11 protein-coding genes and 1 pseudogene are annotated in these 12,305 nt (G+C 57.9%); 8 read left to right on the forward strand and 4 right to left on the reverse strand.

Annotated elements, in window-relative coordinates; all coding sequences use genetic code 11:
- Positions 1 to 384 (reverse strand): hypothetical protein (locus GCE01_RS16920; RefSeq protein ID WP_167386188.1); only part of this gene is annotated, 384 nt, incomplete at its 3' end.
- Between GCE01_RS16920 and icmT the strand changes: the two genes are divergently transcribed.
- The 7 genes from icmT (at position 372) to GCE01_RS15820 (ending at position 7,317) form a co-directional block, all read left to right on the forward strand.
- Positions 372 to 620 carry an IcmT/TraK family protein gene (gene icmT, locus GCE01_RS15790; RefSeq protein ID WP_064273037.1) on the forward strand — a complete coding sequence of 83 codons (249 nt, stop codon included), beginning with the start codon at positions 372 to 374 and terminating at the stop codon, positions 618 to 620. The two genes, GCE01_RS16920 and icmT, sit on opposite strands and share 13 nt — an antisense overlap.
- Positions 617 to 1,036, forward strand: coding sequence for a hypothetical protein (locus GCE01_RS15795; protein ID WP_099213602.1), 420 nt, complete (start codon positions 617 to 619; stop codon positions 1,034 to 1,036). Before icmT ends, GCE01_RS15795 begins: the two co-directional genes overlap by 4 nt.
- Entirely contained in the window at positions 1,033 to 1,530 is a 498-nt protein-coding gene (locus tag GCE01_RS15800; protein ID WP_228119314.1) for a lytic transglycosylase domain-containing protein, read from the forward strand. The genes GCE01_RS15795 and GCE01_RS15800 overlap by 4 nt, the downstream gene beginning before the upstream one ends.
- On the forward strand, positions 1,527 to 2,675 hold the full coding sequence (locus GCE01_RS15805) for a secretion/conjugation apparatus DotM-related subunit (RefSeq protein ID WP_099213603.1): 1,149 nt from the start codon (positions 1,527 to 1,529) through the stop codon (positions 2,673 to 2,675). Before GCE01_RS15800 ends, GCE01_RS15805 begins: the two co-directional genes overlap by 4 nt.
- Before the next feature lie 11 nt (positions 2,676 to 2,686).
- Positions 2,687 to 3,127: a hypothetical protein gene (locus GCE01_RS15810; RefSeq protein ID WP_099213604.1), complete on the forward strand. Its 441-nt coding sequence runs from the start codon at positions 2,687 to 2,689 to the stop codon at positions 3,125 to 3,127.
- Positions 3,128 to 3,131: 4 nt separating this feature from the next.
- Positions 3,132 to 5,447, forward strand: a complete 2,316-nt coding sequence (locus GCE01_RS15815; RefSeq protein WP_099213605.1) for a type IV secretory system conjugative DNA transfer family protein — start codon at positions 3,132 to 3,134, stop codon at positions 5,445 to 5,447.
- A gap of 508 nt (positions 5,448 to 5,955) precedes the next feature.
- Positions 5,956 to 7,317 (forward strand): hypothetical protein, encoded by a 1,362-nt coding sequence (locus GCE01_RS15820; protein ID WP_145995820.1) that lies wholly within the window; start codon positions 5,956 to 5,958, stop codon positions 7,315 to 7,317.
- A gap of 48 nt (positions 7,318 to 7,365) precedes the next feature.
- Here GCE01_RS15820 and mobF read toward each other — a convergent pair whose 3' ends face one another.
- From mobF to GCE01_RS15835, 3 genes are read right to left on the reverse strand one after another with little or no spacing between them, the layout of a single operon-like run.
- Entirely contained in the window at positions 7,366 to 10,542 is a 3,177-nt protein-coding gene (gene mobF / locus GCE01_RS15825) for a MobF family relaxase (protein ID WP_099213607.1), read from the reverse strand.
- Positions 10,539 to 10,889, reverse strand: a complete 351-nt coding sequence (locus tag GCE01_RS15830; protein ID WP_099213608.1) for a hypothetical protein — start codon at positions 10,887 to 10,889, stop codon at positions 10,539 to 10,541. The genes mobF and GCE01_RS15830 overlap by 4 nt, the downstream gene beginning before the upstream one ends.
- A 10-nt stretch (positions 10,890 to 10,899) precedes the next feature.
- Positions 10,900 to 11,667 (reverse strand): BRO-N domain-containing protein, encoded by a 768-nt coding sequence (locus tag GCE01_RS15835; protein ID WP_145995821.1) that lies wholly within the window; start codon positions 11,665 to 11,667, stop codon positions 10,900 to 10,902.
- 426 nt (positions 11,668 to 12,093) lie between these two features.
- Between GCE01_RS15835 and GCE01_RS15840 the strand changes: the two are divergent.
- A pseudogene (locus GCE01_RS15840) lies at positions 12,094 to 12,305 on the forward strand (hypothetical protein); the annotation flags it as partial.

Here is a 12,305-nt window from a genome sequence, read left to right on the forward strand (position 1 = left end):
ACGGGTGGGAAGCTCTCGACCACCATTCATGCCGATAACGGCCCGCTCATGATCCAGCGTTCCATTGCGCTGTGCCCACGGGCTGAACGCGACAACCTCGTGAGCGCGCTTGCGCAGTCCCTGCGCTTCGTCATCAACCAGCGTCTTCTGGAACGGGTCGGCGGGGGTCGTGTGGCTGTGCGCGAGTTCCTGACCTTTCATCAGGATCTGCGCCGTCAGCTTATGCGAACCGAAAGCGAGCTTTGGCCCGACCTCGTGGCGCAGGCCATCGAGAGCGACGGTCAGAGCTACGCCGTCGCCATCCGCAAAGCCCTGGAAGAGGGGGTGATTACTGAAAAGACCGCCAACGATGCCTGGAGGAGAGACGCCTGATGTGGCGCGCAACCGCACAACCTGTCCGTCTGGCCATCCTTGATGGCCGGGCCTGTCTCCCGCTCCTTGTGACCGTCACGTACTGGAGCTGGACGACGCTGTATATCGGCGTTCTGGGCACTGCCCTGTTTGCAACGATCAGCTTCTTTGGTCTGACGCTGCCGGCTGCCCTCAGAACTGTCCGCCGCCTCATCACCGGCCCCGTCCGGTCCGGTCGGCCGACCTGGAAACGGAGGCGCTACGGATGACCCCCTCTCCTGCGATCACCCTGCTGTCGGACGTTCTGGTCCGGGCCATCGACCGCAAGGGCCTCAGCGTCATTCTGAGCGATGCCACCAACTCAACACCCTGCGCCAATACGGTTGCAGCGTCCAGCAGCGGTTTCCTGCCTGCGTTCCTGATTACTGCCGAGGCGCTGTGGTTTGAAATGACGCGGCACGGCTTCGGGCTGAAGCTGGCGGACGATCCTGAAGCCGCTCTTGGCGTGACCGTTCTCGACCATGACGCGCAGTCAGCGGTCACGGTCCTGCTTTGCCTGCTCGATGTGCTGGATACGCTCCCGGTTCACAACGGGCAGATCAACCTGTGCGATCTGAACGGCCTCTGGCAGGCGAGCATGGCGCGTCTTCAGCCGGTCTCCGTCCAGAAGGAGCAAGCCGCATGAAAACCCGGATGTTCTTTCCGTTGGCCCTCGCGGCCCTCATGGCAGCCCCGGCTGCCTCGGCCGAGGACGATGGCGGACGCCAGATCGCAGCCTGCCTCAAAGAGTCAGCCCATAACGCGCATGTGCCAGCAGGCGTCATGCTGGTCCTGCTCTATGTCGAAGGCGGTCATCCCGGACAGGCCGTGCAGAATACGAACGGGACGTCCGATCTTGGCCCCATGCAGGTCAATACGATCCACGTCCCCGAGATTGCACGGCACTGGCACACTACCCCGTCCCGTGCCTACGCGGCCTTGCGGAATAACTCCTGCGCCAATCTCGAAGCGGGCGGCTGGATCCTCGGGCAGGAAATGACCAAGGCCCGGGGCGATCTCTGGCAGGCCGTCGCGGGCTATCACTCCCACACGCCCCGCTTTGGCACGGCCTATCTGAAGCGCTTTTACGAGATTTCCCAGACCCTGATCCGCACCAGCCATCAAGGAGACCCGGCATGAGCGGCACAGCTTCGCGGTCCTCAGGCTCGCGCTCGTCAGGAGAACTCACCCTGATGCTGGCCGGTGTTGCGCTGCTCGGCAGCGTTGTCCTGGCCTATATGGTCTGGTCAACCTTCCACACAGAGATCAGCCGTTTTTACTGCAAGGCCCTGATCTGGCAGATCGGCATCCTGTCGCCTACGCCTGACCTTGCGCGTCTGAACCTCCAGCTTCACCAAGCCCTGCACCATCCGGCGTCCATTCGCCTGATCCAGCTCTATTACGGCCTGTCCATCGTCGGTCTGCAGCTCCGGTGGGTTGCAGTCCTGGTCGGGGGGATCTGCGCAGGTCTGTGTCTCTTCTTCGGGGAGAACAAGGCGCTGCGGACTGTCCTCGATCTCGAAGGCCTGATTGCCGTGCAGGCAAAAATGTTTCCGACCCTGCGCGGGTTCGCCAAGCGCCGCATCACCCGGCTTGTTGCGCCGTCCACCGGGGCACCTCTTCCGGCCGACCCGGCCCTGACGGCTGACGAATGGCGCAGCCGCTTTGCCACGGCCGCCGATGGTAGTTTCAGCGAGGTCTGCGCGCAGGAAGCCTTCGAGCGTCAGCTCGGCCCGCACTACACAACGGCCGGTCCGGGCGCGGCCCCACCTGCGGCCCAGGTGCTCTTTGCGGCCTTTGCGCTGCACAAACTCAAGCGTCGCGATGAGGCCATGACCCTGCTCGGGCAACTGTCAGAAGGTCTGGCTGACGCAGGACTTGATGGCGATACCGGCCCGAAGGTCAGCCTGAAGGTGCCCGCAGAGGTCCTGAAGAACGCGCAGGACTTCCTTGCAGATCCCGATGTGCAGGCCACGATCGCGCAGAGCTGTAATCGTCACGGCTGGACCACGACCGCCCTTATGACGCTTCTGTGCGATGCCCGCTTTGAGGCTGGTGTGCTGGCGCCGCCCGCCTTCGCCATCGTCAAGCTGATCGACCGGCCGCTTTGGTATGCCCTGCACTCTCTGGGCTACCCCAGTGAAAACCCGAACGAAGACGTGCATCCCAATCCCCGGATCGAAGCCGCTGGCGCCCGTGCCCACTGGTCCGAGGAACAGCGTCTGCGTCGCCCCCTCTACATCCCGGTGCTTGATCGCGCCCTCTCCACGCTCCGCTCCGCCTGAAGGACAGTTTCATGACCCGCATCATTCTCCAGCACGGCCAGAACGCTCCCGTCACGCTCGACATCGAGGAGGGAAACACGGCCCCGATCCATCTCCATTTTCCGCAAGCCCTGCCGCTCGCGGCCGCTCAGGCCGAGATCGCCCCGGCTGGAGCGCAGACCGCCGCGCCTGGCCGGATCCGCCGCTTCCTGCCGCTTGCCGCAACAGCCGTCGTCTGTGCAGGTCTGTTATATACTTTTGGCGGCCTGCACGCGTCGGCTCCCACCATGCCGGAATCCGCGCCTCTTCCGCCGTTGCCCTCCAGCGGCCCGCTGGAGACTCAGCCGCAAGCTGCGGCACCCACGACACCACAGCAGATCCTCAAGGCGCTGCATCAGCCCGCCCATCTGGAAATGCCGTCGCCAGCACCCGCGCCGGCACAGGCCGGTTCGCCATTTGGGCTGGAGAACTGAGACCATGACGGCCCGAAAGATTGGTGCCCCGCTTGGCCATCAGCAGGTCGAGCGGGGAAAGACATACCGCGATACCCGCCCGTTCTGGACGAAAACGAAGGAAGAGCTGCGTTCCCCTCTGGCCGGATGGCTTGGCTTCGTCGTGGTCGGCCTGGGCTGGTTCGTGCCCGCTATAGGTGGCGCGCTGATCCTCGCGGCCCCGGCCGTCGCGGCCTGGGTGGTCCTCCGTCCTGAGCGTCTTCCGCTTCACATGCCACGCTATAGCGGGCTGAAGGATGCGAACGATCTGAACCCCAAGGATCGCAAGGCCCGTCAGGCCAACGGCATTCTCTATCTCGGCACGGAAGCCCGGACCCGCCGCCAGCTCTGGTTGTCCTCGGACGCGGCCCGTCAGCACGCAGCCATTCCGGGCACCACCGGATCCGGCAAGACCACGGCCATTGTCTCCCTGATGACGAACGCCCTGGCCCATGGCTCCGGCTGCATCCTCGTGGACGCCAAAGGCGACAACACGGTCTATGGCGATGTGCTGGCCCTCGCACGGCGGTTTGGGCTCGATGACCAGGTGCTGGCGCTGAACTTCCTCGCCGCCTCCGGCACACGGGATTCCAACACCTTCAATCCGTTTGCCACCGGAAATGCGGACGCCATCCGCGAAATGCTGGTCAGCCAGCTCGGCGAACAGTCGGCCAATGATTCCAATGGCGTCTTCCGCGACCGCGCTGTCGGCCTCATCGGCACAGTGGTTCCGGCCCTCGTCTGGATGCGCGACACGCACGGCATCCCCATCAATATCGACACCATCCGCTATGCGACCGACCTGCGCTGGATCGGGACGCTCGCCCGGCACAAGGTTTTCCTCATTCGCAATCCCGGCTCCAATCAGGCCATCGAGCGCAGGGTCGAGGATATTCCGGACGATGTGCTGTGGCCGCTTCAGGCCTATCTCGGTGAACTGCCCGGCTATGATTCCTCTCTGGAGTGGAACGCCCAGAAAGAAAACAAGCCGTCCGAGCAGCACGGCTATGCCAAGATGTATTTCTCGCGCGTCTTCACCCAGCTTGGCGTGAGCCTTGGACATATCTTCAGTGCCGAGACGGCCGACATCATCATGCGCGATGTGGTCCTGAACCGCCGCATCCTGATCGTCATCCTGCCATCGCTGGAAAACTCATCAGACAGTCTGGCAGGTTTGGGCAAGATCGTCGTGGCCTCACTGCGCGGTGTCATGGCCCAGCTCCTCGGGGCAAAGCTGCATGGCTCTGCCAGCGAAGTGTTCAAGCTGAAGGCCGGAGCTGGTGATGCGCCATTCCAGATCTTCTTTGACGAGCTGGCCGCCTATGTCACGGACGGCATGGACCGGATGCTCGCCATGGGCCGTGGCCTGAACTGCATGTTCTGGATCTCGTTTCAGGATCTGCCCGGCCTGACGGCCCGGATCGGCGAAAAGGCCTTCTCGCTTCTTGGCAACGCGAACCTCACCCATGCGCTGCGGCTTCAGGATGCCATGAAGACCCGTGAATGGCTGGAACAGCAGGCCGACAAGGTTGAGGTGACACAGGCCACCCGCGTGGAGAATGATGGCTACGGCTATTACAACGGCTCAGGGGCTGAGGTCCGCGAAGTTTCCCGTCTGCCCTGGAACGATCTGCAAAGCCTGATCGAAGGTGAGGCCGTGACAATGTTTGGCGGCCGCGTCATTCACTCCAAGACCTTCTTTGCCGACATCAATGGACGCTCCGGCGAAGTGCGCCGCGCCCGTCCGGTCATGCTCCCCTCGCCCAAGTCCGGACACGGTGTGGATCCGGACGCCGAGACCTGGGGCATTGTCGAAACGCTGGAAAACGGCGACTTCCAGATCGAGACCGCCAGCTCGGCCCTCCCACCAGCGGTCGAAGCCCTGATCGGCAAGATCGCGAATGAGAACCACCGGGACAGCAAAGCCCTCATGGGCGATGTCAGCACAAACCTGACGGAAATCGCGTCTTACCTGCGGACTGCGACCAGACAGGGACAGGCGGACGGAAGCACGCCGTTTGCCGGGATGCTGGCCTGGGGCCGCTTCAATCGCGACGACAACAAGGATGAAAGCCTTGTGCCGTCCCAACCCATGGATGGGGCCTTTCTGGGGAAGATTGAACAACTGGAGCGCCTGGTCGGGAGCAGGACGGGGCGGACGCCTCGTCGTCGTGCTGTGCTGGTTCTGGCGACGCGCGATCAGCTTAGGGCTCTTCCGGCCAACACGGCTGGCGCCAAAGGGGCGAGCGAAAGAGAAATCTTGGCTGCATCCAAGACGCTTGGTGACAGACTTAAGGCGTGACTTATAGTGTCTATCAGGCATAGGCATGGAGCCAAAAACGCGTTCTACACTATGTCCACCGTCACCCGCTTATGCATGGCACGACGTAACGTGCATCCTACGTAACGCTAAAGCGCGGCGGTGGGTATACCAGAACCAGTGATTACAGTCTGATTCCACCTAGGCTTCGCTGGTATCGGGAATAATCTTAACTTTGGAACAGAGCGTCCATGTTGATGATCTTTGATAAATTTGTAATAAGATAGTCGATCTTCGTAGACTGAGTGATGCCATCTCGAAAACATAGCAATATTTTTGCTAAGCAAGAACAATAAATATATCATCCTATATCATCAAATCGAGGATAATAATGGATTTTTACGAACAGTATAAGCCATTCAGGAACTATATCCGTAACTTCGAGATCGTCGACAGCCTAAATGCTCTGAAGCACATATTGCTTTTCTTACAAGAAGACACCGCTCTTCCGTCATATTTTTGCTCGTGGCATAGAAGTAATATTTCCCTAATGAAAAAGCATATCCATTCATGGGAAATAGAAATTTTAATTCGCGAGGTGATATTAAACGGCAATACCTATGGCACTAAGACTCTCAGTGTTTGGAATCATTTCTATAAAGCGATAGAAATGCTGCGAGAAATAGAAGATTTAGCGGCGACCGTTGGATCAATAAATAATAAGTTTGATAATTTAGAACTTGACCGTATTATTCACAGGCAAATTATATGGCAAAACGACCCTGAAGGACTATCAATTACGAAAGCCAGCATGGTTTTTGGAGACGAAAATTTAAGAGAATTGATTGAAGAAGAATACGGCCTAGGAATTGAAAAAATATTGCTCCTAATGATAATTTCAAAGTCTATGATATCTAGAAACATTTACTTTGACACATCAACCAACTTTGATTGTTTTTCAATAAATCAACAACAATCTTGTCGGGTATTCGAAAAAATAATAATCTCACTAAAAGACCTAAAAGAAAATCTGCGTTTAACTCAACAATACAATGAGAACTGGGCATATACGTGGAATCCTCTAATCTCAAATCCTTTAATTATTTTAGATTCACAAAAACGGAACCACGTAATTTGTCCGATACCTATGTATTTACTAAGAAGATCAACGTCCGGTATTTTTTATGATCTCGTTCACAATGAACGCTTTACCAATCCTTTTGGAGCCTCTTTTGAAAATTTCGTTGGGGAAATTATAAATACATCTTGTGATAAAGATCGGTTTTCTGTTACAAAAATAAAGCCATATACAGTAAAAAAGAACCCCAGACATGGGGTAGACTGGGTTTTGTCCGATATATCAGCAAACTTATTTATCGAAACGAAGACCAAAAGATTAACTTTACGATCAAAAACAACTATAGACCCTCAACACATGGACAAGGATATAAAAATACTAGCTGAAGCCATCGTTCAAAATTACAAAAATATAAAAGATATATATAAAGGCCTCACAAACTTCAATGTCAATGATCTCCCTTCTTATTCAATGATAATAACCATGGAAGATTGGTATTTCGTTAATCCGTATCTATCTCAAAGGCTCTTTCTTGCAGTTACTGAAAAGATGAAAGCTGAACATATTAATATTGAATATTTATATAAATACCCGTTCTCTGTTCTGTCTTCCAACGAATTCGAATATGCTTGTCAGGCAATTGGAATAATAGGAATAAAAAACTGTATGGATAGAATTATCTATAAAGGGAAGTTTGAACATTCCATAATACCGCGAGCGTCTCGTATTTTCTCCGATTTAAATGTAAAAAGCTTTCTATTTTCTGAACATTACGATTCAATATGGAAAGACGAAATAATAATGGCAAAGAAGAAGATACGAGACCGAAGATAGAAAAATCCGTATAAAAATATCGGAATTTATATAATTTTCATGTTAATATTATAAAATGTCTGGGAACATCGCATTTACAATTTTTGCTCTTCTCGTGCGCAGTTCTTGTTCGATATTTGGTACTGAGGAACCGGCTTGACTTAAAAGTTGCTCAATCTGCTTGTCCAATTCCTTCAATTTAGGCGCAGCGGTCTTCTCAAATGTAATCGCCTGCACACGGTTGGCCACCTCGCGCCCATAGTCCCGACCGTCCTGCGCCATCTCCTCCTGCATCTTCCCGAGGCGGATCAGTTCCTGAACGTGCTTCTCCCGTTCGGCCTGGGACGTAAAAGGCAGATCCATGCCAAGCGCCTTATAAGGCTTGTTAGACATGCCCTTGGCCACATGGTTCCACAGATCGTCACTGGTGATCTCGGTCGTGTCGCCAAGCGCCCGGCCATTGCGCACGGCCTCGAACGTGGCGCCGTCCGAGATCATGGTCCAGGTCGTGCCCTTGGCCCGGCTCTCCGCCACGTAGGACGTGAACCCGGTTGCCGTCGCGACACCTCGCGGAAGCGCGTTGATATGCTCGTCTGAGGTGAGGCCCTGGGCGGCATCAATGGTCATGGCATGACCGAAACCAAGCAGGATCCGGCCGGTCTTATGGTCCTTCAGCCGACGCCACTCAACATCTGCCTCCCGACCATCTTTCATCCGGACGCGCAGACCGTCCTTGCCGTGAGAGACAACCTCCACGACATCGCCGTTGTTGCCAACGGTAGTCCCTTTCCCTTCGACCGCCCCCCAGGTGCGCCGGAACAGGCGCAGTCTGTCACCGGCCGCAACCTGAAGCTCGTAGGCCTCGCCGCGCTGATCGACCGCATCGAGCTTGACCTCATCGCGGGAGATCTCCCCACGCTCCTGCAGGATCCTGCGCACGGCGCGGCTGAGATCGGCCGCATCCTGATTGGTCAGGGCCGACATGCTGATGCCACGCGTTGAACCGGACGCGGCCAAGGCGTCGCGGCGTGTGACATACAGCTCGGCAATCTGTTGCAGCACTTCGTCCTGATCGCCGCCGACCAGCCGTATCGTGCCGTCCTCACGCTTCATCTCGATCGCGCGGCGCACCTCTTCGAGGTGAAAGGCGTTGCGGGGATCGTCCGAGTTTTCCTCGTCCCGGTTGGCGTAGGCGGCCTTCCCTTTGGGCCGAAGCGCCTCCAGCGCATCGGCATCCGGTGTCTCGCCACGGAACAGTCCGGCAATCTCACGATTGCGGGCCGTCGTCTGGCGGACCGTGGACAGCAATTCCGGCATGTCTTCCTTGGACAGAACCCTGCGCAGGATCTCGACGGTATCACCGGCCTCAATGGATTGCGCCTGCTCCCGGTCACCCAGGGCCTTGATGGTACAGCCGCTCGCGCGTTGCAGTTCCAGAAGCTGAAGCATCTGGCGAGGCGCGATCTGCCCGACCTCGTCAATGACCAGCACCGTGTTCTCGTCCACCGTCTGCTCGCCTTTTTCCAGGCGGTTAAGGAAGGGCATCATAGCGTAGCGCTGATGGATGCCGGCATCGCCAAGCGCATCGGCCTGACGCCAGGCCGTCGCCAGGCCGATCATCTCACGGCCCTTCTCCGAGAACCGGGTGTCGCGCTTCCAGGCATCCACGAGCGGCTGAAGCAGCGTTGTCTTGCCGGAGCCGGCAACGCCCGTGAGCATCGAGATCTTTCCGGCCTTCCCTAGGGCATAGATTGCGGCCTTCTGGGACTGGCCGTGCTCGTTGTCGAAATCGAGGTCGCATCGCTCAATGGCCTCTGTGAGTTGGGCATCCGAAAGGGACGCGCTGCGATCCGCCGAGGCCCGCACGGCTTCTTTGGCGAGCGTCTCTTCGACCCGGATCTGGGCCGTATTGGTCACGCGGACCCGATCATTCTTCACACAGGACACGAGGCTGACCTGCTCGCCCCGGACCTCAAGGCCCTTGTCCTCGATCAGTTTGACGACCTGGTCAATGTCCTCAATGCCACCTGAGATCCCCGCACCGATGAGGCCGCGTGCCGCGTACATCCGGAGTTTGTCGTGATCGAGCACGGCAGCCGTCTCGAACTCCTTGCCGAGATGCTTGGCCGCGAACGCATAGGCCTGCTCGTGCCGCTCGGCGACCGTGAGCGCAGGAGCCTCGGCTGTATCGAGAACGCTGTGATGCTCCCACCCGATCTCGGCGGCGCGCTCGCGCCAGGCCTGTACGTCGTCGGCGGACTCATTCTTCTTCTGCCGGTGCGCCAGACTGGCGGCTTTGAGCATCTTGTTCTTCAGCTCGGCCGTCATGGCGTTCCAGTCATGACCTTCTTTCTCGGCATAAGCTCGCGCAGCCCGTGTCACCTCGGCCGTGCGGCTGGAGAACGCGTCACAGGCCTCTTGCGGGACGGCGGAAATGACGGTCGCCTGCTCTTTGGCGTCGTAGGACTGCGCGATCCCGAGTTTGCGAAGCTCATCCGCCAGCTCCGCCTGAAAGAAGGCTCCGAACTCATGGACGCGGGATCGCAGGCGCTTCGTGTCCAGCGACCCCACATGGCCGCTGTCGGTGACAACGACATTGTAGAGCGAATTATGGATGTGCATCTGCGGATCGCCCCCGGTCGGAGCCTCGCGCAGATAGGTCGTGTCGGTCTCGGCATCATGCAGGGTCAGGGTCGGGCGAGACGTACGGTGCCGATAGGACGTCCAGGCGACCTCCCCGGCCTCTTCTCCGTCTTCCCCACCATGGCCGCGTCGGGCAAAGCCCAGCTCACGGGCCACATACTGCATGGTCGCGTCATTAGCCCGCTGCACTGCGTTCCAGATCGCGGCTCCTTCGGCCTGTGTTGGCGCAAACTCGGCAGCCAGCGTGACCGATTTGTGCGGGGCCATGGTGAGGTCGTAGGCGCTGATCTTCCGCTTGGCCTGAGACCATTGCTCGCCATTGTCGGCGCGCTTGCCTTCGAACAGGGCCGCAAGTGTTTCGGTCGTGGGCATGGCACGCCGATCTACGCCGAGCACGTCCGCCATCTTCTGACTCATGCCCGGATTAAAAGAGGCCCGACCATCGCGGCCGAGGTAGTAGTTCGTGAGGCGCTGACCGTCGCCGTCAGGCACCTTGCCGGTGTCCGTGCGAAAATCGTGCTCTGGATCCGGCGCGCCCTCGGTAAAATAGGCGGCCACGAACCGGCCGTTGCACTCCGCCGAGATCTTGCGGAAGGTCATCATGACGGGCGGCCGTCCTCTGCTTTCGTGCGAACCTTGCGGCCTTCAAGCAGGTCATTGTTGCGGGCCGTCGTATGGTCGATGCGCCTGATGACCGGCTCCTGATCCTTCATCAGCTCGACCAGGCGCGCGAGAATATCATCCAGTGTCGGGCTGTCCCCTTTCTCCGAGGGGGTCAGAAGCTCAATCAGGATACTCAGCTTTTCGCTGATGAACCGGATCTCTTCTCCCTGCTCGTCAGAGCGGGTGAGGAGATGCTGAAGAAGCTCTCGATCCGAAACATCGGTCTCGGGAGCGCGGTTGGGGGTCTGGGTCTGATCTGTCATGAGGGCAGGATAGAAAGCCCTCATGCGACTGAGATTATTTCGTCAAAGCGTCAGGCCGTTCCCTCTCCTTCTGTGCGGTGGTTGCCGCTTGCATGACCCATTGCGCCAGTCGAGTGCTCAGCGAGATGGCCTGATCAAGCTGTTGGCCGCAGGAATTCTCGGTCACGGCCTTGTTCATGATGACGTCCTCGGTTCGGAAGTTCCGCCACAGGGATCCGACCAGTTGGGCAGAACTCACCAACGCCTGCACATCGGCCTGATCAACCTCAACAAGGATCTCGTCCAGATCACGGGCTTCAACATGCAAAGGGCGATCCGGCAGACTCAGAACCATATACCGGCCCGGTAGGCGACGCATTTCCTGAAGGCGCGTAAGGTCAGCCGGGTCCACTGATTGAACTCCCGCGATCGCCAGTTCCACTCCCGGGCGTGAATAGAATCCATTCCGCCTGATGCTCGGGAGAACTTCTTTGGTAATCCAGCGACGAAAGGCAACCGCAAGCGGAAGCTGTGACTTGATCAGGAAGTGATAGAGACCGCTCTCGCTAACAACGATCTGATTTTGAATCCTACCTGAGGATGGTAGCGCGATCGTCCGCTTTTCGTCGTCATCAAGCCCACGAGCTGCCACGGCAGGCGAGCTGTGTGCGATAGCTTCACACACCTCCATCATCCGAAACCAGACTTCGCCATCTTTTACGAAAGTCTGAAGAGTTGTGTCGTTGAAACGGAACTGCGCGGCTTCGACGTAGTCCACATCAGCGACGGGGGGGGGCGATATAGCTTTCTGCTTTCTTGGCACGTCAGGCTCCTGCTGAGGGGTTCTGCCTCCCGATGAGACGGACTGGTGTTCCCCTTTCGAAAGCCATGATGACCGCTTGATCTGCGACTGCACCGAGAGACCGAAGCGCCGCTTTCAAACGAGGGTAGGTCTATCAGATTGATACACCTACCCCTCTTCTTTTTCCCTGCGCGGCGAAGCCGTCCGCACCAACGGTGCAATGGTCTATGAAGAAGCTCTTTTCTATGCCGTACTTACGCCGTGACTTTGCCGTACCTACGCCGGATGGACGCCGTGTATGCGCCGTGATAACGCCGTGCCGACGCCGGACTTGCGCCGTGAAAACGCCGTGTGTATAGCTCCAGACGGCTGTATCGGGCTCTCAGACCATGTCACGCAGAGGCCGTCAGTCCCCCGCCGTGTCCAAAACGGACACACTTCGAGGAGATGCCCGTGACAAATCCACTCCACGACCTCAAGGCTTCCCGGAATGGAAAAAGGGCGCTGCGGGAACGAGCCAGCCCACTCTACAGGTGGCTGCGCACGAACATGACCGAGGTCTCCGACCTTCGTGAAACCGGGGTCGCAACGTGGAAGGATATTCTCGGTGCGGCGCGTCTTTCGGGGCTGAATGTCGAGGTCAGTCAGCGGATGGCGAA

The sequence above is a fragment of the Gluconobacter cerinus genome (genome assembly GCF_002723935.1).
Lineage (GTDB): Bacteria > Pseudomonadota > Alphaproteobacteria > Acetobacterales > Acetobacteraceae > Gluconobacter > Gluconobacter cerinus.

Coding starts and splice junctions, on each gene's coding strand:
- icmT (WP_064273037.1), top strand. CDS start 372: ATGTGGCGCGCAACCGCACAACCTGTCCGTCTGGCCATCCTTGATGGC.
- GCE01_RS15795 (WP_099213602.1), top strand. CDS start 617: ATGACCCCCTCTCCTGCGATCACCCTGCTGTCGGACGTTCTGGTCCGG.
- GCE01_RS15800 (WP_228119314.1), top strand. CDS start 1,033: ATGAAAACCCGGATGTTCTTTCCGTTGGCCCTCGCGGCCCTCATGGCA.
- GCE01_RS15805 (WP_099213603.1), top strand. CDS start 1,527: ATGAGCGGCACAGCTTCGCGGTCCTCAGGCTCGCGCTCGTCAGGAGAA.
- GCE01_RS15810 (WP_099213604.1), top strand. CDS start 2,687: ATGACCCGCATCATTCTCCAGCACGGCCAGAACGCTCCCGTCACGCTC.
- GCE01_RS15815 (WP_099213605.1), top strand. CDS start 3,132: ATGACGGCCCGAAAGATTGGTGCCCCGCTTGGCCATCAGCAGGTCGAG.
- GCE01_RS15820 (WP_145995820.1), top strand. CDS start 5,956: ATGAAAAAGCATATCCATTCATGGGAAATAGAAATTTTAATTCGCGAG.
- mobF (WP_099213607.1), bottom strand. CDS start 10,542: ATGATGACCTTCCGCAAGATCTCGGCGGAGTGCAACGGCCGGTTCGTG.
- GCE01_RS15830 (WP_099213608.1), bottom strand. CDS start 10,889: ATGAGGGCTTTCTATCCTGCCCTCATGACAGATCAGACCCAGACCCCC.